The organism is Georgenia yuyongxinii, assembly GCF_006352065.1.
Classification (GTDB): Bacteria; Actinomycetota; Actinomycetes; order Actinomycetales; family Actinomycetaceae; genus Georgenia; species Georgenia yuyongxinii.
This window is the reverse complement of the sequence record NZ_CP040915.1, coordinates 2,028,741-2,049,247: the sequence shown is the minus strand read 5'-3', so window position 1 is coordinate 2,049,247 and position 20,507 is coordinate 2,028,741. Positions and strand designations below refer to the sequence as shown.

Annotated in this window: 20 protein-coding genes; 6 read left to right on the top strand and 14 right to left on the bottom strand. The window is 73.0% G+C overall.

All coding sequences use genetic code 11. The features are described from left to right. Positions 1-85 precede the first annotated feature (85 nt). From FE374_RS09230 to FE374_RS09210, 5 genes are all read left to right on the top strand, one after another. Positions 86-1,039 carry a metal ABC transporter substrate-binding protein gene (locus FE374_RS09230; protein WP_223173685.1) on the top strand — a complete coding sequence of 318 codons (954 nt, stop codon included), beginning with the start codon at positions 86-88 and terminating at the stop codon, positions 1,037-1,039. Further along, positions 1,030-1,854, top strand: a complete 825-nt coding sequence (locus tag FE374_RS09225; protein ID WP_139928442.1) for a metal ABC transporter ATP-binding protein — start codon at positions 1,030-1,032, stop codon at positions 1,852-1,854. The genes FE374_RS09230 and FE374_RS09225 overlap by 10 nt, the downstream gene beginning before the upstream one ends. Before the next feature lie 2 nt (positions 1,855-1,856). Beyond that, positions 1,857-2,765, top strand: coding sequence for a metal ABC transporter permease (locus FE374_RS09220; protein WP_139931499.1), 909 nt, complete (start codon positions 1,857-1,859; stop codon positions 2,763-2,765). A gap of 1 nt (position 2,766) precedes the next feature. Further along, positions 2,767-3,165 carry a Fur family transcriptional regulator gene (locus FE374_RS09215; RefSeq protein WP_139928439.1) on the top strand — a complete coding sequence of 133 codons (399 nt, stop codon included), beginning with the start codon at positions 2,767-2,769 and terminating at the stop codon, positions 3,163-3,165. A gap of 91 nt (positions 3,166-3,256) precedes the next feature. Then, a complete protein-coding gene (locus tag FE374_RS09210) occupies positions 3,257-3,868 on the top strand; it encodes a DedA family protein (protein WP_139928437.1) in 612 nt (203 codons plus the stop codon). Between the two features lie 61 nt (positions 3,869-3,929). Here FE374_RS09210 and FE374_RS09205 read toward each other — a convergent pair whose 3' ends face one another. From FE374_RS09205 to hrcA, 13 genes are all read right to left on the bottom strand, one after another. Beyond that, positions 3,930-4,817: an isoprenyl transferase gene (locus tag FE374_RS09205; RefSeq protein WP_269142060.1), complete on the bottom strand. Its 888-nt coding sequence runs from the start codon at positions 4,815-4,817 to the stop codon at positions 3,930-3,932. After that, a complete protein-coding gene (gene recO, locus FE374_RS09200; protein WP_139931497.1) occupies positions 4,814-5,545 on the bottom strand; it encodes a DNA repair protein RecO in 732 nt (243 codons plus the stop codon). Before recO ends, FE374_RS09205 begins: the two co-directional genes overlap by 4 nt. Before the next feature lie 37 nt (positions 5,546-5,582). Beyond that, positions 5,583-6,200, bottom strand: coding sequence for a hypothetical protein (locus FE374_RS09195; RefSeq protein ID WP_139928436.1), 618 nt, complete (start codon positions 6,198-6,200; stop codon positions 5,583-5,585). A gap of 35 nt (positions 6,201-6,235) precedes the next feature. Next, a complete protein-coding gene (leuA, locus tag FE374_RS09190) occupies positions 6,236-7,993 on the bottom strand; it encodes a 2-isopropylmalate synthase (RefSeq protein WP_230978530.1) in 1,758 nt (585 codons plus the stop codon). 168 nt (positions 7,994-8,161) lie between these two features. Next, positions 8,162-8,941 carry a PP2C family protein-serine/threonine phosphatase gene (locus FE374_RS09185; RefSeq protein WP_139928434.1) on the bottom strand — a complete coding sequence of 260 codons (780 nt, stop codon included), beginning with the start codon at positions 8,939-8,941 and terminating at the stop codon, positions 8,162-8,164. An 80-nt stretch (positions 8,942-9,021) separates the two neighbouring features. Next, positions 9,022-10,524 (bottom strand): alpha/beta hydrolase family protein, encoded by a 1,503-nt coding sequence (locus tag FE374_RS09180; protein WP_139928433.1) that lies wholly within the window; start codon positions 10,522-10,524, stop codon positions 9,022-9,024. Between the two features lie 128 nt (positions 10,525-10,652). After that, positions 10,653-11,636, bottom strand: coding sequence for a GTPase Era (gene era / locus FE374_RS09175; protein WP_139928431.1), 984 nt, complete (start codon positions 11,634-11,636; stop codon positions 10,653-10,655). Next, positions 11,633-12,937, bottom strand: coding sequence for a hemolysin family protein (locus FE374_RS09170; RefSeq protein WP_456319099.1), 1,305 nt, complete (start codon positions 12,935-12,937; stop codon positions 11,633-11,635). Before FE374_RS09170 ends, era begins: the two co-directional genes overlap by 4 nt. A gap of 19 nt (positions 12,938-12,956) precedes the next feature. Next, entirely contained in the window at positions 12,957-13,409 is a 453-nt protein-coding gene (gene ybeY, locus FE374_RS09165) for an rRNA maturation RNase YbeY (protein ID WP_139928429.1), read from the bottom strand. After that, on the bottom strand, positions 13,406-14,488 hold the full coding sequence (locus FE374_RS09160) for a PhoH family protein (RefSeq protein WP_139928427.1): 1,083 nt from the start codon (positions 14,486-14,488) through the stop codon (positions 13,406-13,408). The genes ybeY and FE374_RS09160 overlap by 4 nt, the downstream gene beginning before the upstream one ends. A gap of 118 nt (positions 14,489-14,606) precedes the next feature. Continuing rightward, a complete protein-coding gene (locus tag FE374_RS09155; protein ID WP_139928425.1) occupies positions 14,607-15,374 on the bottom strand; it encodes a 16S rRNA (uracil(1498)-N(3))-methyltransferase in 768 nt (255 codons plus the stop codon). Positions 15,375-15,384: 10 nt separating this feature from the next. Then, positions 15,385-16,503, bottom strand: a complete 1,119-nt coding sequence (gene dnaJ / locus FE374_RS09150; RefSeq protein ID WP_139928423.1) for a molecular chaperone DnaJ — start codon at positions 16,501-16,503, stop codon at positions 15,385-15,387. A gap of 75 nt (positions 16,504-16,578) precedes the next feature. Further along, positions 16,579-17,595: a heat-inducible transcriptional repressor HrcA gene (gene hrcA / locus FE374_RS09145; protein WP_139928420.1), complete on the bottom strand. Its 1,017-nt coding sequence runs from the start codon at positions 17,593-17,595 to the stop codon at positions 16,579-16,581. 171 nt (positions 17,596-17,766) lie between these two features. Between hrcA and FE374_RS09140 the strand changes: the two genes are divergently transcribed. Continuing rightward, positions 17,767-18,657: a DUF3097 domain-containing protein gene (locus FE374_RS09140; protein WP_139928418.1), complete on the top strand. Its 891-nt coding sequence runs from the start codon at positions 17,767-17,769 to the stop codon at positions 18,655-18,657. A 499-nt stretch (positions 18,658-19,156) separates the two neighbouring features. Here FE374_RS09140 and FE374_RS09135 read toward each other — a convergent pair whose 3' ends face one another. After that, positions 19,157-20,506, bottom strand: a complete 1,350-nt coding sequence (locus tag FE374_RS09135) for a coproporphyrinogen-III oxidase family protein (RefSeq protein WP_139928416.1) — start codon at positions 20,504-20,506, stop codon at positions 19,157-19,159. Position 20,507: the final 1 nt, after the last annotated feature.

Sequence of the window (20,507 nt, the reverse complement as noted above, 5' to 3'; positions counted from 1 at the left end):
GCGCCTCGACCCGGGGCGTGAGCGTGTCTCCTCTCACCGCTGATGAGTTTGACTCCGGTTCTCATCTGCAATGAGAATCGTCCTCATGAAGACGCCCACCCCAGCTGTCGTTGCCGCCGTCGCGGCAGTGGCTGCCGCGGGCGTCCTCGCGGCCTGCTCGCCCGGCGCGGGCGCCCAGCCCGGCGCGGCTCGGCTCGACGTCCTCACCACGGTGTACCCGCTGCAGTACGTGGCCGAGCGGGTCGGCGGGTCTGACGTGTCGATCACCTCCCTGACACCGCCGGGCGTGGACGCGCACGACCTCGAGCTCGCGCCGCACGACGTCGCCCAGCTCGACGCCGCAGGCCTGGTCCTCTACCTCTCCGGCTTCCAGGCCGCCGTCGACGACGCAGTCGAGCAGACCACCCCCGACCACGTCCTCGACGTGGCGACCCTCCCCGGGGTCGCCGCCCACCTCCAGGGTGACGCGGACGCCGGCCATGCCGAGCAGTCCCACGACCACGGCCACGGCCACGACCACGGCGGTGCGGACCCGCACTTCTGGCTCGACCCCACCCTCCTGGCGAACGTGGCCGACGGCGTGGCCGCCGAGCTGGCCGCCGCCGACCCGGCCCACGCCGCGGACTACCGCACCCGCGCCGAGAATCTGGCCGTCGAGCTCACCGCGCTCGACGAGGACTTCTCGGCCGCACTCGAGGTGTGCGGGTCACGCACGCTCGTCGTCGCGCACGAGGCCTACGGGTTCCTCGGGGAGCGGTACGACCTCACACAGGTGGGCGTCTCGGGCCTCGACCCCGAGTCCGAGCCCTCCCCCGCCCGGCTCGCCGAGATCGCCGACGTCGTCCGGCAGGAGGGCGTGACCACCATCTTCGCCGAACGGCTCGTCAACCCCGCCGTCGCCGAGACGTTGGCGGGCGAGGTGGGCGTTGAGGTCGCCGTCCTCGACCCCCTCGACGGCCGGCTCGACCAGACGAAGGACTACCAGGAGATCATGCGGGACAACCTTCAGGCGCTGCGCGAAGGCCTGCGATGCGCGTGACGACCCACCGCCCTCGCCCCACGCAGGCACCGCCGGCCACCGCGGCCGCCCCGGTTCGCACGCTTGACCTCTCGGTGGTGCTGGGCTCCTCGACCATCCTGCGCGGCATCGACCTGACGATCCCCGCCGGCGAGACCGTCGCGCTGCTCGGCGCCAACGGGTCCGGCAAGTCCACGCTCGTGAAGTCCCTGGTCGGAGTCGTGCCGATCGCGAACGGCCGGGCCGAGCTCTTCGGCGCGGACGTGACCTCCCGCAGGGTCCCGTGGGCTCGGGTGGGCTACGTGCCCCAGCGGCTCACCGCCGCCGGCGGGGTACCGGCGACCGCCCTCGAGGTGGTCTCCTCCGGTGTTCTCCACGGGCGCCGGCTGCGTCTGCGCGCGGGCGCCCGGGCCCGAGCCCTGGCCGCGCTGGACCAGGTGGGGCTCGCCGACCGCGCCCACGACGGCGTCCACGTCTTCTCCGGCGGGCAGCAGCAGCGGGTCCTCATCGCCCGCGCCCTGGTCCGCGAGCCCGAGCTGCTCATCCTCGACGAGCCCCTGGCCGGCATCGACCGCCGCTCGAAGGAGGCCCTGGCCGGCACCCTGACGGACCTGCGCGCCCGCGGCACCACCATGCTCATCGTGCTGCACGAGCTCGGTGAGCTTGCCGGTCTGGTGCAGCGCGCCGTCGTCCTGCGGCACGGCCGTGTGGTGCACGACGGCGCGCCGCCCCGGGCCGCGCAGGGCCACGACGCCGCGGGTCACGACCACGTCCACGCCCACGAGGACCAGGCCGACCCCGGCACGCGGTCCCCCGACCTGAAGGTGGAGTGGTGAGCATGCTCGAGACCCTCGCCGAGATGGTGGGCAGCCCGCTGATGCAGCGCGCCCTGCTGGTGGCCCTCCTCGTCGGCGTCGCCGCGCCGGTCATGGGCACCTACCTTGTCCAGCGGCGCCTGTCGCTGCTCGGCGACGGCATCGGGCACGTCGCCCTCACCGGTGTGGCCATGGGCTGGCTGGTGGGCGGCGCGCTCGGCCTGACGCCCCTGGACGCCCTCGCCGTCCCCGGTGCCGTCGTCGCCTCGATCGTCGGGGCGGTGCTCATCGAGGTGGTCCGCGCCCGCGGGAAGACGAGCGGCGACGTCGCCCTCGCCCTGCTGTTCTACGGTGGGATCGCCGGTGGGGTGCTGCTCATCGGGCTGGCGGGCGGCACGTCGGCAAGCCTGACCGGGTACCTCTTCGGGTCCATCTCCACCGTGTCCACCCTCGACGTGTGGCTGACGGTGGGCCTCGCCGTCGTCGTCCTCGGTGCTGGGCTGGGGCTGCGGCCGGCCCTGTTCGCGCTGTGCCACGACGAGGAGTTCGCCCGGGCCGCCGGCCTGCCGGTGCGCGCGCTGAACGTGCTGGTGGCCGTCATGGCCGCGCTCACCGTCTCCGTCTCCATGCGGGTCGTCGGCGTGCTGCTGGTCTCCGCCCTGATGATCGTGCCGGTCGCGACGAGCCAGCTGCTCGCGCGCTCATTCACCGCCACCATGCGCGGCGCGATGGCGGTCGGGGTGGCGGTGTGCGTCGTCGGGCTCTCGATCACGTACTTCGTGCCGCTCTCGCCGGGTGCGACGATCGTCGTGCTGGCCATCGCGGTGTACGCCGTCACATCGATCCTGCGCCCGGTGCTCGTGCGCCCCGCGCGGCCCCACGATCCGCACCTGGATGTCGAGGACGACGTCGAGGTCAAGGAGGTGGTGTGAGATGCTGCGCATGACCCGGCAGCGCTCCGCCGTCAGCGACCTGCTCCAGCGCACCGCAGACTTCCGCAGCGCCCAGCAGCTCCACGAGATGCTCCGGCAGGGCGGGGAGAACGTGGGCCTGGCCACCGTCTACCGCACCCTCCAGACCCTGGCCGACGCCGGTGAGGTCGACGTGCTGCGCATGGACGACGGCGAGAGCCTCTACCGACGGTGCGCCCGCAAGGAGCACCACCACCACCTCGTGTGCCGCGAGTGCGGCCGGACGGTGGAGGTGGCCGGCGAACCGGTCGAGACCTGGGCGGCCCGGGTGGCCCGCGAGCACGACTTCGTCGCCGTCGACCACACGGCCGAGCTGTTCGGCACCTGCGGCGACTGCGCGGCGAAACAGCTCTCGCCGTGAGTCCCACCGCCCTCGCCACCCCGAGCGCCCGCGCCGCCCGAGCCGTTGCCGACCACGCCCATGCCGTTCACGACCAGAAGGGAGCCACCACGTGCCCGACTTCCTGACGGCGTGGCCCTTCTGGCTCGTCTTCTTGTTCCTCTACGTCGGCGCCACCATCCGGGGCCAGACCACCTATTGGATCGGGCGACTGATCACCGAGCAGGCGCTGCGGCGCAACCACCCCATCGGCGGATGGCGGCTGCGCGCGCACACCTGGCTCCAGGGCGAGGGCACCGAGCGGGGCATCGAGGCCATCCGGCGCTGGGGTCTGGCGGTCGTGCCGTTCTCCTACCTCACCGTCGGTTTCCAGACGATGGTCAACGCCGGCGCCGGGGTGCTGCGGATCGGCTGGCCACGGTACTCGCTCGCGCAGATCCCCGGGGCCATGGCCTGGGCAACCATCTACTCCACGATCGGCTTCGCGGTCTGGGAGGCCGCCCTGGCCGCCGCGGCCGGCTCCCCCTGGGGCCTCGCGGGCATCGTGGCGCTCGCCGTGGTGATCGTGGCCAGCGTGCTCGTGCGACGGCGCCGAGGCAGCAGAGATGCCCGCACACCTCACGGAGTGCGCGAGATGTCATCTTCTCCGCGAGATGTCACGGCGCCGGGCACCCTCGCCGACGACGCCTCGTACGCCGGGGATGATTTCTCACGGGAAAGTTGACGTCTCGGGCCAGAGTCGACATCTCGCGGAGGAGTTGACATCTCGCGGAAGAGTTGACGTCTCACGGGGTTGCGGGCTTGTCCACCGCGCCGCCGTAGCGGCGGTCCCGCCTGGCGTAGGTCTCCACCGCGCGCCAGAGGGTGCGCCGGTCCACGTCGGGCCAGGCGTCGTCGATGAAGACCATCTCCGCGTAGGCCGACTGCCACAGCAGGAAGTTGCTCGTGCGCTGCTCGCCGCCGGTGCGCAGGAACATGTCGACGTCCGGTAGCTTGGGCTCGTCGAGATAGCGCGCGACGGTCTTCTCGCTCACTTTCTCCGGGTCGAGGCGCCCGGCGGCGACCTCCCGGGCGATCGCGCGCGCGGCGTCGGCGATCTCGGCGCGGCCGCCGTAGTTCACACACATCGTCAGCGTGCACACCGTGTTGTGCCGGGTCTGCTCCTCGGCCACCTCGAGCTCGCGGATGACCGAGCGCCACAGCTTCGGGTGGCGCCCGGCCCACCGCACCCGCACCCCCCAGGCGTCCATCTGGTCGCGGCGGCGGTGCAGCACGTTGCGGTTGAAGCCCATGAGGAAGCGCACCTCGTCGGGCGAGCGCTTCCAGTTCTCGGTGGAGAACGCGTAGGCGGAGACGTGGGTGATGCCGAGCTCGATCGCGCCGGCCATCACCTCCAGCAGAGCCGCCTCACCGGCCTTGTGGCCCTCGACGCGCGGCAGGCCGCGGGCGTTGGCCCACCGGCCGTTGCCGTCCATGACGACGGCGACGTGCCGCGGCACGAACCGCGGGTCGATGTGCGGGGCCCGCTCGCCCGAGGGGTGCGGAGGCGGGGGGACGGGACCGCGCCGGGCGCCGGCGGGGACGTCACCGGCGAGGCGAGCTGCGCGGTCGGCCGGTGCTCCGCCGTCGGACAGGTCTGGGAACGTGCGCAGGGTGGACTCGAACTCGCTCACGCGCGCTCCACCATCCGCAGGGAGCGCAGCTGGCGTTCGAGGTGCCACTGCAGGTAGGCGGCCACGAGTCCGGAGGCCTCCTTGCGGTGGCGCGGCTCGGAGGCGTCGGCGAACGACCAGTCCCCGGAGAGCAGGGCGCCGAGCAGGACGACGGTCTCGCGGTCCGGCGCGGCAGAGCCCGGCACCCGGCAGGAGTCGCACAGCGCGCCACCGAGGGCGGGGTTGAACGCCCGGTGCGGGCCGGCCTCGCCGCAGCGCGCGCAGTCGTAGCAGCTCGCCGCCCACCCGGCCACGGCGAGCGCGCGCAACAGGTAGGAGTCGAGCACCAGCGAGGGGGCGTGCCGGCGGGTGGCCAGTGCGTGCAGCGCCCCGATGAGCAGCAGGTACTGCTGCGGTGCGGGCTCCCCCTCGAGGTCGGTGAGGCGCCCGGCGGTCTCCACCATCGCCGTCGCCGTCGTGTACAGCGCGTAGTCCGCCCCGATGGAGCGGCCGTACGGGGCGATGGTGTCGACCTGGGTGACGGTGTCGAGGCTGCGGCCCAGGTGCAGCTGGATGTCCACGACACCGAAGGGCTCCAGCCGGGCGCCGAACTTGCTGGTGGTGCGCCGCACGCCCTTGGCCACCGCACGGACCTGCCCGTGCTCGCGGGTGAGCATGGTGATGATGCGGTCGGCCTCCCCGAGCTTGTGGGTGCGCAGCACCACGGCCTCGTCCCGGTAGAGCTTCACCGCACCATCATCCCAGGTGCGCGCCGCGGCGGCGGGGTCACGCGCCGTCGTCCCCCTCGGCATCGGCTTCCTCGCCGGCATCCGGGCCGGCATCCGGGCCGCGCCTGTCCACGGTGAACGAGTGCGCCATGTGGCTGATCTCGGCCATGAGCGTGGGCTGCAGCTCGCGGTAGCTGGACGTGAGCTCCAGCCGGAAGAAGGAGTCGGTGCCACGGGGGAAGATCTCGGTGGCGAGCAGAGCGACGTCACGCATGCCCCAGGACTTGCGCCACAGCTCGTTGCTGAGCACCGCACGCCCGGCGGGGACCGTGACGAGCGAGAGCTCCTGGTGGTGGTAGATGCGACCACGAGCCTGGCGCTGCGCGCGCCGGTTCTCCAGCAGCTGGCGGGCGGTGAGCGGCTTGCCGTCCTTCCCCACCGGGCGGGGCAGGTGAGTCAGGAACAGGCTGCCCGTCACCAGGCCGGCCGCGGGGTCGGGCACCCGCACGCCCACCTGCACGACGTCACCACGGGCCTTGGCGAGCTGACGCTCGACCGCGGCCACGCCCCGGGAGAAGGGCAGGATCGCCCGCTTGGTCGTGGCCGCGTTCGCCCGCAGGGCCGGTAGATCGGCCGCCCCCGGGGTCCACACCACCCAGCCGGCGGGCAGTGACATGCGCCAGGCGGTCGCCGGCCCGCTCGGCTGGGCCGTCACCGAAGGGCGCGGTTGAGCGCGGAGACGATGGCCTTGAAGGAGGCGGTCATCGTCGAGGGGTCGATGCCCACGCCCCACAGCACCTGGCCGTCCACCTCGCACTCGAGGTAGGCCGCGGCGGTGGCGTCGCCGCCCTCGGACAGGGCGTGCTCGGCGTAGTCGAGCACGTGCACGCCCACCCCGACCTCCCGCAGGGCGTTGACGAAGGCATCGATCGGCCCGTTGCCGGTCGCGGCGATCACCTTCTCCTCGCCGTCGTCCACGAGCGTGACGGTCAGGACGGCGCCCGCGCCCTCCCCGGCGGTGGTCACCGTGGTGCCCTTGAGGGCGAACCGCCCCCAGGGCTGCAGGCCCATCGCGGCGGTGTGCGGCAGGTACTCGTCGGCGAAGATCGCCCACAGCTGCTCGGCGTCGATCTCGCCGCCGTAGGCGTCGGTGTGCTTCTGGACGATGCCGGACAGCTCGATCTGCAGCCGCCGGGGCAGGTCCAGGTGCCGGGTGGAGGAGAGCAGGTAGGCCACCCCGCCCTTGCCGGACTGGGAGTTGACCCGCACGACCGCCTCGTAGCTGCGGCCCACGTCCTTAGGGTCGATGGGCAGGTAGGGCAGCTCCCAGACGACGTCGGTCTCGTCCCCACCGGCGGCGGTCACCTTCTCCTCGCGCACCGTGAAGCCCTTCTTGATCGCGTCCTGGTGGGAGCCGGAGAAGGAGGTGTAGACGAGGTCGCCGCCGTACGGGTGGCGCGGGTGGACGTCCATCTGGGTGCAGGACTCCACCGTGCGGCGCACGGTGTCGATGTCGGAGAAGTCGATCATCGGGTCGATGCCCTGGCTGAACAGGTTCAGCCCCAGGGTGACCAGGTCGACGTTGCCGGTGCGCTCGCCCTGCCCGAACAGGCAGCCCTCGACACGGTCGGCGCCGGCCAGCATGCCCAGCTCGGCGGCGGCCACACCGGTGCCGCGGTCGTTGTGCGGGTGCAAGGAGATCGCGACGGCGTCGCGGCGGGACAGGTGCCGGCTCATCCACTCGATCTGGTCGGCGTAGACGTTGGGGGTGGCGCGCTCCACCGTGGCGGGCAGGTTGAGGATGATCTCGCGGTCGACCTCGGGCTGCCAGACGTCCATGACGGCCTCGCACACCTCGAGGGCGTACTCGATCTCGGTGTCGACGAAGATCTCCGGGGAGTACTGGTAGCCGAAGACGGTCTCGTCGCCGAGCACCTTCTCGGCATACGCCATGACCTCACGGGTGCCGGAGACGGCCAGCTCCTTGGTGGCCTCGCGGTCGTTGCGGAACACGATCTCGCGAAAGACCGGCGCGGTGGCGTTGTACAGGTGCACAGTGGCGCGCGGGAAGCCGACGAGGGAGTCGATGGTCCGGTGGATCAGCTCCGGCCGGGACTGGGTGAGGACCGAGACGGTGACGTCGTCGGGCACGGCGTCGTCGGTCACCAGGGAGCGGACGAAGTCGAAGTCCGTCTGCGAGGCGGCGGGGAAGCCGATCTCGATCTCCTTGTAGCCCATCTTGACCAGCAGGTCGAACATCGTGCGCTTGCGCTCGGCGTTCATCGGCTCGATGAGCGCCTGGTTACCGTCCCGCAGGTCGGTGGACAGCCACCGCGGTGCGCGGGTGGTGCGCCGGGTGGGCCACTGCCGGTCGGGCAGGTCCACAGGGTTGGTCACCTGGAAGGGGCGGTACTTCGTCACCGGCATGCCGGAGGGCAGCTGGGCGGTGATCGAGCCTTGCGTCTTCATCGTGGGGGTTCCTCGTCGCTGGTGCGGGTGCTCGGTGGCCAGGCACAACGACCGCCGCGACGAGGAGCCGGCCTTAGTTGGCCTCGTCGCGGCAGAGAAGGAGCAGCCGGTGCTGCTCGTAGCGAGCCGTGCGCACGTCTTCGAGGTTAGCGCGCGCGGCCGACGGCGTCACGTTCCGGGCTCGGGTGTCTCACGATCCGAGGGCGAGCGGTGGTCGTCGGCGTCGTCATCGGTGTCCACGACGACGACGGTGACGTTGTCCTCCGCGCCGGACGCCACGGCCTGGGCCACCAGCGCGGCCGCCGCCTCCGCGGGGTCCGCCGTCGCGGTCAGCACCGCGGCGATCTCCTGGTCCTCCAGCTCTCCCACCAGGCCGTCTGTGCACATGAGCAACCGGTCGCCGGGGTGGGCGGGGAGCATGAAGAAGTCCGCCTCGACCTCGAGGTCGGTGCCGACGGCGCGGGTGATGATGTTGCGCCGTGGGTGGGTGCGCGCGGCGGCGGGGTCGAGCGTGCCGGCGTCGACCATCTCCTGCACGAGCGAGTGGTCCACGCTCACCTGCTCGAAGGTGGTGCCGCGCAGCCGGTAGACGCGGGAGTCGCCGACGTTGAGCACGAGCCACGCCGGCTCACCGGCGTGCTCGGTCCGGACGGCGCCGGCGACGGTGGTGCCCGCGATCGCGTCGGGCCCCGCCTCCGCGGCCATCGTCGCCTGGATCTGCTCGGCGGCTCGGGTGAGCGCGGCCCCGACGTCCGCCGCCGTGAGCGGCGCACCGGCGTGCTCGGCGAGCTCACGCAGGGCGTCGACGGCGGACCGGCTCGCCATGTCCCCACGGGCGTGGCCACCCATGCCGTCGGCGACGGCGAAGACCGGCGGGTGCGCGAGTGCCGCGTCCTCGTTGACGCTGCGGTGGCCGGTGTCCGTGGCCATGCCCCATCGGGTGTCCATGCGCTCCCTTTCCTCAGGGCACAGCGTGCCACGCCGGGGAGCGGCGCATCGCAGGTTGCGGCGCGGCGCGACGGCGCCCGTCACAGCACCGCCGGGTAGACCCCCCAGTAGGCGGCCGCGACCAGGAGGACCACGGCGCCCAGGACGGCGCAGCCGACGGCGAACCAGCCGGCACGGCCCATGGCGGCGCTGCCCCGGGGCGCGCGTGCCTGCCGCAGCGCGGCCGCCACGGTGACGACGAGCATGGCGGCGGCGAGGATGCCGACGCCCTGCAGGGCGAGCCAGCCGCCCTGCACGAGGAGGGCGTTGGTGCGGTAGTTCAGCGCCAGGTCCGCGACACCGGCGACGTAGGCGACGAACACCACCCAGGTGGCCACGGTCGCCAGTCCGAGGCCGAGGGTGTACCGGCCCAGCGGCCGGACGGTGGTGCTCGGCTCACCGCCCCACAGGCGTGGCAGCCGGCCCAGGATCCACCCGAGCGCGGCAAGCACGAGGAGGCCGAGCCCACCAAGGACCGTCACCAGGATCATGTCGCCGCTCGCGTACCACCGTGGGCGGTCGACGGGGTCGGCGCGGAACTCCTGAACCGGCTGGTCGCCGGCGATCCGCGGCGGCGCGGCGGCGGTCTCGGGCAGGCCCTGGACCCAGCGGGCGAGGTCTTCGGTGAACCCGCGCGCGAGGGCGCCGTCGACCTTGATGCCGTGGTTGGCGTTCTCGTAGTAGCGGATCGTGTACTGGTCGTTCCCGGCGACCGCCAGGTCCGCGAGGAGCTTCTCCGCCCCCTGGACGATGGGCATGGAGGCGTCGCCGGTGCCGTAGACCATGAGGACCGGCTGGGCGAGCTGCTGGTGGTACGGGGAGACGTCGAAGTCGAAGTAGTCGAAGCCGCCGCCGGGCAGCTGCCCCCCGACGAGCCGAGGGATGGCGCGCAGCAGGCGGTCGGGCACGCCGACCTCACGAAGGTAGGTGTCGGCGGCGAAGGCGCCCTGCTCGCGGATGGGAAGCACCGGGGCGGAGACGAGCACGACGAACGCGACGTCATCGTCCAGGACCGCGGCGATGGGGGCGGACATCGCACCCTCGCTCTCGCCATAGACGCCCACCCGGTCCGGGTCGACGCCTGGCCAGCTGCGGAGCACGTCCCACGCGTCCAGGTACTCCTCAGCCATCGCGACGTAGTCGCGCTCGCGGGTGGTGTAGGTGTCCGCGCGCTTGTCCGGCACGATGGTGACGATCCCGGCGCTGGCGAGGTCCGTCGTCGTGTCGGCGAAGTTCTCGTGCGTGGCGGTGCCCGCGCCGTGCATGAAGACCAGGCCTGGGCGCTCGCCGCGTGCGCCGACGGGTGAGGCGATGGTCGCCTGGATCGTGACGCCGTCGTCCACGGCGACGTCGACCACCTCGCGGATGACCTCGAAGGTGCCCACCGGCGGGGTGAGCGCGTCCGACCCGATGCGGGTGCTGGCGGTCTCGGGGACGATGGTGTGGCCGAGGGACTGCGGGTTCCATCCCGGGCCGGCGAGCGAGCCGACGAGGCCGAGCAGGAGGACGACGACGATCGTCGCGGCCAGCCTGCGGTATCTCACCGGGACAGGGTAGTTGGTGTGGTTCGTCGGACCTTCACGGGTGGTCGGTGGTGCCGCCCACACACAGCCTGACCGACGCCGCGCGCTGGCGTTTGCGGCTCACGCGGGTGTTCCTCCACCCGCGCGGGTCAGAAGCCCAGCCGCTGGAGCAGCTTGGGGTCGCGCTGCCAGTCCTTGGCCACCCGCACGTGCAGGTCGAGGTAGACCTTGGCGCCGAGCAGCGCCTCGATGCCGTGCCGCGCACGGGTGCCGACGTCGCGCAGCCGCGAACCCCCCTTGCCGATGACGATCGCCTTCTGCGAGTCGCGCTCGACGTAGATGTTCACGTGGACGTTGAGCATCGGGGGGCGCTGGTCGCCCTTCTCGCGGGGCCGTTCGATGATCTCCTCGACCACCACAGCCAGGGAGTGCGGCAGCTCGTCGCGCACACCCTCCAGCGCCGCTTCACGGACCAGCTCGGCGATCATGACGTTCTCGGGCTCGTCGGTCAGCTCCCCCTGCGGGTACAGCGGCGGGGACAGGGGCATGCGAGCCATGAGCAGGTCGGTCAGCAGCTCCACCTGCTCGCCCCGGACGGCGGAGACGGGCACGATCTCGGCCCACTCCCCCAGCTGCTGGATGTCGAGGAGGTGGGCGGCGAGCGCCTCGCGGGAGACTTTGTCCGCCTTGGTCGCGACCGCGATGACCGGGGTGCGCTGCTGGCTCAGCTCCCGGGCGATGAACTTGTCCCCCGGGCCGATCTTCTCGTCCGCGGGCAGGCAGAACACGATGACGTCGACCTCTGACAGAGTCTCGCGCACCAGGTCGTTGAGCCGCTGCCCCAGCAGCGTGCGCGGGCGGTGCAGCCCGGGGGTGTCGACCAGCACGAGCTGGCCGTCCTCGCGGTGGACGATGCCCCGCACGGTGTGCCGTGTTGTCTGCGGGCGGCCGGAGGTGATGGCCACCTTCTGCCCGACGAGGGCGTTGGTGAGGGTGGACTTGCCCGCGTTGGGCCGGCCCACCATGCAGGCGAACCCGGCCCGGAAGTCCGCGGGATAGTCGTCGGCGGCGATCAGCTCGGGCTCGAGGGCGTTGGGGCCCGCCATGAGCTCGTCGTCGGAGGGGAAGCTCATCGGTGCACCTGTGCCTCGTCGTCGTGGGTGACGGCCGCCTCGTCGGGGATCCGGGAGGCGAGGATGGTGGAGATGCGGCGCCGGCGGCCCTCGGCGCGCTCGGCCACGAGATGCAGCCCGAGCACGTCGACCTCGGCGCCCGGAAGCGGCACCTTGGCCAGCGCCTTGGCCAGCAGCCCGCCCGCGGAGTCGACGTCGTCATCGTCGATCTCCAGGCCGAAGAGCTCACCGAGCTCATCGATGGGCAGCCGGGCGGGCACGCGCACCACGCCGTCACCGAGCTCCTCGACCTCTGGCTCGGCGCGGTCGTGCTCGTCGACCATCTCGCCGACGAGCTCCTCGAGCAGGTCCTCGATGGTGACCAGACCGGCGATGCCGCCGTACTCGTCCACCACCATGGCGATGTGGACGCTGCCAGACTGCATCTCCCGGAGCAGGTCGTCCACCAGCTTGGTCTCGGGCACGAAGGTGGGCCCGCGCATGACGTCGGCCACGGTCAGGCCGACGGTGTCGTTGCGGCGGTGCACGCGGCGCATGACGTCCTTGAGGTACAGCACGCCGAGCAGGTCGTCGGTGGACTCCCCCACCACCGGCACCCGGGAGTACCCCGAACGGGTGAACAGGGTGATCGCCCGGTCGAGCGGCTCGTCGGCGTCGATGGTGACCATGTCCGTGCGCGGCACCATGACCTCGCGGGTCAGGGTGCGGCCGAGCTCGAAGACGGACTGGAGGAGCTCGCGCTCCTCCTCCTCGAGCTGGTCGGACTCGCTGACGCGGTCGACCATGTCCTGCAGGTCCTCCTCCTGCGCGTCACGGGCCTCGTGGTCGGTGCGCGCGGGCCCGGGCGTGATCGTGCCGACCACCCGTCCGACGGCGCCGCCCACCACGGCGAGCAGGTTCATCATCGGCGCCAGGGCGAGGAGCACGCCGGTGGGGTTACGACGTCCGACCCGGCGCGGGCTGACGTGGACGACGACGGCGAGCAGCAGCGCCGTCACGGCCACGGACACCAGGAGCACCTGCCACCAGTGCGGCAGGAGGTCCGCCACGAGCAGCGTGATGGCGGCAGCGGCCGTCATCTCCACCAGGACCCGCACGAACGCCACCGCAGCCAGGGCGGCGGAGCGGCGGGCTACCAGGGCGGCGACGGCGGAGGCGTTGCGTCGCCGGCCCGCCTGCAGCTCGGCGGCCGAGGTGCGGGTGATGCGGGCGAGAGCCGCCTCCCCGGCACTCAGTGCGGAGCCGAGCCCGACCCCGAGGAGCGCCAGCAGCGCCATCGCGACCTCGGGGACCTGGTCGATCATGCCGTTCACGGTCGCCTCAGCGTTCGGCCAGGAAGGTGAGCAGGAGCTTGCGCTGCAGCGCGAACATCTCCTTCTCCTCTTCCGGCTCGGCGTGGTCGTAGCCGAGCAGGTGCAGGATCCCGTGCGTGGTGAGCAGCAGCAGCTCCTCCACGGTGGAGTGCCCGGCGTCCCTGGCCTGCGCCGCCGCCACCTCCGGGCACAGCACGATGTCACCGAGCGTGCCCGGCTGCGGCTCCTCGCCGGCGCGGCCGGGGCGCAGCTCGTCCATGGGGAAGGACAGCACGTCGGTCGGGCCCGGCTCGTCCATCCACCGCACGTGCAGGTCGGCCATGACGTCGCTGGTCACGAACAGGATCGACAGCTCGGCCTGCGGGTGGACCCGCATCTCCTCGAGCACGTACCGGGCCAGCGCGGCGAACTCCTCGCCGTCGGCCTCGTACCCGGACTCGTTGTTGATCTCCACGCTCATCGGTTACCTCCGCGGTGCTCGAACCGCTCGCGACGGTCCGTCGGCCGCCGCGCCGTGTCCCCGCGCACGCCGTCGCCCCGCGCGGCGGAGGTGACGTCCCAGCGCTCGTAGGCGTCGATGATGTCGCTGACGAGCCGGTGCCGGACGACGTCGGCGCTGGTGAGGCGGCAGAAGACGATGTCGTCGATGTCGTCGAGGATCTCCTGGACCACCCGCAGGCCGGACTTGGTGCCGCTGGGCAGGTCCACCTGGGTGACGTCGCCCGTGACGACCACCTGGGAGTTGAAGCCGAGCCGGGTGAGGAACATCTTCATCTGCTCGGGCGAGGTGTTCTGGGCCTCGTCGAGGATGATGAAGGCGTCGTTGAGGGTGCGCCCGCGCATGTACGCCAGCGGCGCCACCTCGATCGTCCCGGCGGCCATGAGCTTGGGGATCGTCTCCGGGTCCAGCATGTCGTACAGCGCGTCGTAGAGCGGGCGCAGGTACGGGTCGATCTTGTCGTTGAGCGTGCCGGGCAGGTATCCCAGCCGCTCCCCGGCCTCCACGGCGGGCCGGGTCAGGACGATCCGGTTGACCTGCTTGGACTGCAGCGCCCCGACGGCCTTGGCCATGGCGAGGTAGGTCTTGCCGGTGCCCGCGGGGCCGATGCCGAACACGATCGTGGCGGAGTCGATGGCGTCGACGTACTTCTTCTGCCCCAGCGTCTTGGGGCGGATGGTGCGCCCGCGGGTGGACAAGATGTTGGTGGTCAGCACGTCCGCCGGGCGTTCGGTGGACGGCGCGGTGAGCATCGCGATGGCGCGCTGGACCGCGTCGGCGCTCAGCGGCTGCCCGGCGGTGGCGACCTCGGCGAGCTCGTCGACGAGGCGCTCGGCGAGGGAGACGTCCGGGCCGGGCCCGGTGAGGGTTAGGACGTTGCCGCGGACGTGGACGTCGACGGTGGGGAATCCGGTCTCGATGGCGCGCAGCACCTCGTCGCGCTGGCCGAGGAGGGCCACCATGGGCACGTCCTCGGGGACGGAGACCTGGTGCTGGACGTGCCCGGCGTGGAGGCCACCGGTGGGCGGGTTGTGCGACATGAGGTTGGGCGGGGGCCCTTGTCTCTCCTTCGACGGATGCGGCACGGTCTGGGCAAGGATATCGGTCCGGGTGCGTGCGCCCCAGCCGGGGGCGGCGCGAGTGGTGTGCGGGGCCCGGTCAGCCCCACCGGCCCAGGCGCTGGGCGAGCACGGCGAGGGCCGCGGGCCCGGCGGTGGAGGTGCGCAGCACGTGCGGGCCGAGCAGGACCGGCTGGGCGCCCGCCGCCTCGAGCGCGGTGACCTCGGCGTCGGTGATGCCACCTTCGGGCCCCACCACCACGACGACGTCGGCGCCCCGCTCGTCCGGCTCCGGGAGCCGGGCGGCGGCCAGCGGGGTGGTCGCCTGCTCGTGCAGCACGAGGACGGCCCCGCCGCCGGTGACCACCCGGGCCGCCAGGGCGGCCAGTGCCGTGGTGGACGCGGGCTCGGCGACCTCGGGCACCCAGGCGCGGCGGGACTGCTTGGCCGCGGCGAGGGCGACGGCGGCCCACCGCTCGCGTCCGCGGGTGAGCTTGGGGCCGGTCCACACGGACACGGACCGGTCCGCCTGCCACGGCACGACGGCGTCGACGCCCAGCTCGGTGGCGGTCTCGACGGCCTGCTCGTCACGCCCGCCTTTGGCCAGGGCCTGGGCCAGGACCAGCCGGACGGCGGGGGCGGCCTCACGCACGACCGCGGTGACGGTCACGCTCAGCGCGTCCTTGGTGGCGGCGGCGATCGTGCCGGCCACCCGCAGCCCCGCGCCGTCGACGAGCTCGACGTCCTCCCCGGCCCGCATCCGCCGCACCGTGGCGGCGTGCCGGGCCTCCGGGCCGGTCACCGTCACGACGGCGCCCGGCCGGGCGCCGTCGAGGATGCCGGCGGCGTGGAACACGGCGGTGGTCATGCCGGCGGGCTCAGCGACCGGAGAGCTTGTCGCGGAGCTTGGAGAAGACCCCGGAGCCGGAGGCGGCGAGGCGCGGCTCGGGCTGCTCCTCCCCGCGCAGGGCGGCGAGCTCGGCGAGCAGCTCGCGCTGCCGGTCGTCCAGGCGGGTGGGGGTCTGCACGTCGAGGTGGACGTGCAGGTCCCCCCGGCCGGCCCGGTTCAGGTGCCCGACGCCGAGGTCGCGCAGGGTGATGACCTGCTCGGGCTGGGTGCCGGGCTCGACGTCGATCTCGCGGACGCCGTCGAGGGTGTCGAGCTCGACGACGGTGCCCAGCGCGGCGGCGGTCATCGGGATCGCGAGGGTGCAGTGCAGGTCGTCGCCGCGGCGGACGAACGCCGGGTGGGCCTTCTCGCGGATCTCGACGTACAGGTCGCCGGCGGGCCCGCCGCCGGGGCCGACCTCGCCCTGCCCGGCCATGCGGATGCGGGTGCCGGAGTCGACGCCGGCGGGCACCTCCACGCGCAGGCTGCGGCGGGTGCGAACCCGGCCCTCGCCGGAGCAGTCCTGGCAGGGGTCGGGGATGATCGTGCCGTGCCCCTGGCAGGCGGTGCACGCCGAGGTGGACATGACCTGGCCGAGGAAGGACCGGGTCACGCGCTGCACGGAGCCGCGGCCGTGGCAGACGGCGCAGGTCTCGGGGTGGGTGCCGGGGCGGCAGCAGGTGCCGTTGCAGGTGGGGCAGACCACGGCGGTGTCCACCTGCAGCTCGCGGGCGGTGCCGAAGACGGCCTCCTCGAGGTCGATGTCCAGCCGGACGAGCGCGTCCTGGCCGCGCCGGCCGCGCGGGACCGGGCCGCGTGCGGCGCCGCCGGCCGCGGCACCGAAGAACGTCTCGAAGATGTCCTGGAAACCGAAGCCCGCGCCGGCCCCGCCGGCACCGAAGGCCTGCTCCCCGCCGACGTCGTACATCTGGCGCTTCTCCGGGTTGGAGAGCACCTCGTAGGCGCGGGTGACGTCCTTGAACTTGTCCTGCGCGTCCGGCCCGGCGACGTCGGGGTGGAGCTTGCGGGCGAGCTTGCGGTACGCCTTCTTGATCTCCTCCTGGCTCGCCTGACGGGAGACGCCGAGGATCTCGTAGTAGTCGTTCACCAGGTCACTCTCTGCTGGGGGTCTGCTGGGGGTGGATCTCGTCGTGCGGGGGTGCTGCGGGATGGCCGGGAGCGGTCATCCGGCGAGGATGCGGGAGAGGTAGCGGGCGACGGCGCGCACGGCCGCCATGGTGCCCGGGTAGTCCATGCGGGTGGGGCCCAGGACACCCAGGCGTGCGACGCCCTCGGTGCTGGGACCACCGTAGGCGCTGGCGACGAGGGATGCCTCGACCAGTCCTGCGTGGTGGTTCTCGGCGCCGATGCGCACCGCGACGGCGTCGTCCTCCATCTCCGAGAACAGCCGCAGGAGGACCACCTGCTCCTCCAGGGCCTCCAGGACCGGACTGATGGTCCGGGGAAAGTCGAGGTCCGCGCGGGCGAGGTTGGCCGTGCCGGCCATGACGATGCGCTCCTCCGCCTCCTGGCGCAGGGTGTCGGTGACCACCTCGGCCACCGCCTCCACCAGGGCACGGTGCTCGGGCGCGAACTGCTCGGACAGCTCGGAGAGGGGGCCGGTCAGCGCCTTGAGGCGTCGGCCCGCGCACACCACGTTCAGCCGGGCGCGCAGCTCGGCGATCACACCGGGGTCGGTCTCCGCGGCGGTCTCGATGGAGCGCTGCTCCACGCGGCCGGCGTCGGTGATGATCACCACGAGCAGCCGATGGGGGCTGAGCGGCACGAGCTCGAGGTGGCGCAGCGCCGAGCGGCTCAGCGACGGGTACTGCACCACCGCCACCTGGTGGGTGAGCTGGGCGAGGAGCCGGACGGTGCGCTCCACCACGTCGTCGAGGTCGACGGCGTCGTCCAGGAGCTCCTGGATCGCTCGGCGCTCGGCGGGTGAGAGCGGCTTGAGGGTCGAGATCTGGTCCACGAAGGCGCGGTAGCCCTTGTCGGTGGGTACCCGGCCGGCGGACGTGTGGGGCTGGGCGATGTACCCGCCCTCCTCGAGGGCCGCCATGTCGTTGCGGATGGTCGCCGGGGACACCCCGAGGGAGTGCCGCTCCACCAGCACCCGCGAGCCCACCGGCTCACGCGTGTGGACGTAGTCCTGCACGATCGCCCGCAGGACCTCCAGCCGTCGCTCGTCGCTCACCGTTCCTCCTCCCCGCACCCGAGTGCGCCGCGCCCACCCTGCCACGGCTGCGCGCCGAAGCGGCGGCGGCACCCGGGCAGGGGTAGCACTCTGCTGACCTGAGTGCTAATCCTACGCGCCACGCGCCCGGCCTCGCCGTGGTGACGGCCACACCCGGCTTAGCCTGCGGTGGTGAGCGACCGATACGGATCTGACGTCCTGTCCACCGACCCGCACCGCTCCGGTGCCTTCGCCCACCGGGCCACCACCAAGGACCGGGCTGCCGAGAAGGGCCTGGTGGTCGAGGAGGTCGAGACCGGCTGGGTGGGTGCGGTGGTCCGGGTGGAGAAGTCCGGCGGGATGCACGTGGTGGTGCTCGAGGACCGCAAGGGGCGCACCCGCACGTTCCCCCTCGGCGCCGGGTTCTGGGTGGAGGGCAAGCCAGTCCGGCTCGTGCCGCCTGTACCGGCGCCGGCGGCACCCCGCGGCCCGGTGACCGCCGGCGGACGCCGGCTCACGGCGTCGGGCTCGATCGCGGTCGAGCAGCAGCGGGCCCGCGTGGCGCGCGCGTCGCGGATCTACGTGGAGGGTCGCCACGACGCCGAGCTGGTCGAGAAGGTGTGGGGCGACGACCTGCGCGTGGAGGGTGTCGTGGTGGAGCTGCTCGACGGCGTCGACAACCTCGAGGCGGTGCTCCGCGACTTCCAGCCCGGCCCGCGCCGGCGCGCCGGGGTGCTCGTGGACCATCTGGTTCGTGGGTCGAAGGAGTCGCGCATCGCCGCGCAGGTCACCTCGGGCCCGGCCGGTGCACACGTGCTGGTGCTCGGCCACCCCTACGTGGACGTCTGGCAGGCGGTGCGGCCCGAGCGGGTTGGCTTGCGAGCGTGGCCGGACGTGCCGCGCGGCACCGACATCAAGGTCGGGACACTCGCGGCGCTGGGCTGGCCGCACGCCGACCAGGCCGACATCGCGCAGGGCTGGCAGCGGATCCTGCGCACGGTTCGCTCGTACAAGGACCTCTCCCCCGCACTGCTGGGACGCATGGAGGAGCTCATCGACTTCGTCACCGCGGTGCCGGAGTAGGCGGCCGCCGGGCGCGCGCACACCCTTCTTCCCGCTGCTCTTCTGTCATCGACCGAGGGTCGTCGGGCCGACCGAGGGTGGTGCGCCACCGTCGCTCGGCCCGACGGTAGTCGGTCGATGACGGAGCGCCGCCGGAGCGAGGCGGCCCGCACCTTGCCAGGCACCTGGGCGAGCCTCGGGCGGTCCCTCATCATCGAGGGCTGCTCGAGGGCTGCTCGATGGATCATGTGCCCGGCGGGCGGTCGCCCGCCACCCCCAGCCGCCCTGCCACCCCCAGCCGCCCTGCCACCACCAGAAGCCAGGCGCCGATCAGCCCGATCTCCGTATAGGAGCCGCGACCGCTTCCACAGGGCGTAACCCACGGGCGGCTGGGACGGCAGGAACACCACGAGCACCAGGGCGGCGGCGAGCAGGGCCGAGCCGACGGCGTAGGCGCGCCGACCAGGGTGAGCAGCACCCGGGTGGTGCGCCGGCCGCCGGACAAAGAGGCGGGTCGCCCTCAGGGTGTCAGCGCGCGCACGACGGCGTCGGCGAGCAGCCGGCCGCGAAGGGTGAGCACGACTCGGCCGGCCCGGGCAGGGGCAAACTCGATCAGGCCCTGGCCGATGAGATCGGCGACGGCGCCGCGCAGGTGCTCCGGGACCGTCCCGGTGCTGGGGGCGAGCTCCAGGCCCTCGGCCAGCCGGACGCCGAGCATCACGCGCTCGAGCTCGCGGGTGGCGCCGCCGAGCACCTCGCGGCCCGAGGCGGGGCTCAGGCCCTGCTCGAGCCGGAACGCGTAGGTGCGCGGGTGCTTGACGTTCCACCACCGCACCCCGCCGACGTGGCTGTGCGCGCCGGGCCCGATGCCCCACCAGTCCTGCCCGCGCCAGTACGAGAGGTTGTGCCGGCTGGCGTGGGGAGGTGCGGCGTGGCCGACGGCGGGCGCGCCGCCAGTCGCGCTGCCGGTCGCGCCAGCACCCGTGTGCGGCCGCTCGCCGGCCCCCGCGCGCTCACCGCCCTCCGCCCGCGCGAAGTTGCTCACCTCGTACCACCGGTAGCCGGCGGCGGTGAGGACCTCCTCGGCGAGCTCGTACTTACGGGCCGCGTCGTCGTCGTCCGGCAGCGGGAGCTCGCCGCGCCGCACCTGGGCGCCCATCTTGGTTCCCGGCTCCACCACGAGCGCGTAGGCCGAGACGTGGTCCGGCTCGAGGGCGACGGCGGCGTCCAGGCTGGTGCGCCAGTCTGCGAGCGACTCCCCGGGCGTGCCGTAGATGAGGTCGACCGAGACCTCGAGGCCGACCGCGCGCGCCCAGCCGACGACGTCGGGCAGGCGGGCGGGATCGTGCGTGCGGTCCAGCGTGGCGAGCACCGACCGCACGGCGGACTGCATGCCGAAGGAGACGCGCGTGAAGCCGCCCGCGGCCAACGTGGCGAGCGAGGCGGCGTCGACGGAGTCGGGGTTGGCCTCGGTGGTCACCTCGGCGTCGGGGGCCAGCCCCCAGGTGGCCCGCACGCCGTCGAGCATGCGCACGAGGTCCGTGGCCGGCAGCATCGTGGGCGTGCCACCGCCGACGAAGACGGTGGAGACCACGCGGGTGGGCATCCCGGCTGCCGTGAGGGCCGGGTCGGCCAGCACGCCCGCGGCCAGCTCGAGCTCGCGCAGTGCGGTGTCGGCGTAGCTGGCGGCGTTCGCGCCACCGCCCAGCTCGGCGTTGGTGTAGGTGTTGAAGTCGCAGTACCCGCAGCGCACCCGGCAGAACGGCACGTGCAGGTAGACGCCGAGGTCGCGGGCGCCGGCACCCAGCGCCGCGGAGGTGGGCAGGGCGCCGCTGTCGGGCGGCGTCTCGCCATCGGGCAGGGCTGGCATG

Excerpts from the sequence above, each read along its gene's own strand:
- FE374_RS09230 (WP_223173685.1), top strand. The coding sequence starts at position 86 with ATGAAGACGCCCACCCCAGCTGTCGTTGCCGCCGTCGCGGCAGTGGCT.
- FE374_RS09225 (WP_139928442.1), top strand. The coding sequence starts at position 1,030 with ATGCGCGTGACGACCCACCGCCCTCGCCCCACGCAGGCACCGCCGGCC.
- FE374_RS09220 (WP_139931499.1), top strand. The coding sequence starts at position 1,857 with ATGCTCGAGACCCTCGCCGAGATGGTGGGCAGCCCGCTGATGCAGCGC.
- FE374_RS09215 (WP_139928439.1), top strand. The coding sequence starts at position 2,767 with ATGCTGCGCATGACCCGGCAGCGCTCCGCCGTCAGCGACCTGCTCCAG.
- FE374_RS09195 (WP_139928436.1), bottom strand. The coding sequence starts at position 6,200 with ATGTCACTGCCCGCCGGCTGGGTGGTGTGGACCCCGGGGGCGGCCGAT.
- leuA (WP_230978530.1), bottom strand. The coding sequence starts at position 7,993 with ATGAAGACGCAAGGCTCGATCACCGCCCAGCTGCCCTCCGGCATGCCG.
- FE374_RS09185 (WP_139928434.1), bottom strand. The coding sequence starts at position 8,941 with ATGGACACCCGATGGGGCATGGCCACGGACACCGGCCACCGCAGCGTC.
- era (WP_139928431.1), bottom strand. The coding sequence starts at position 11,636 with ATGAGCTTCCCCTCCGACGACGAGCTCATGGCGGGCCCCAACGCCCTC.
- ybeY (WP_139928429.1), bottom strand. The coding sequence starts at position 13,409 with ATGAGCGTGGAGATCAACAACGAGTCCGGGTACGAGGCCGACGGCGAG.
- FE374_RS09160 (WP_139928427.1), bottom strand. The coding sequence starts at position 14,488 with ATGTCGCACAACCCGCCCACCGGTGGCCTCCACGCCGGGCACGTCCAG.
- FE374_RS09155 (WP_139928425.1), bottom strand. The coding sequence starts at position 15,374 with ATGACCACCGCCGTGTTCCACGCCGCCGGCATCCTCGACGGCGCCCGG.
- FE374_RS09135 (WP_139928416.1), bottom strand. The coding sequence starts at position 20,506 with ATGCCAGCCCTGCCCGATGGCGAGACGCCGCCCGACAGCGGCGCCCTG.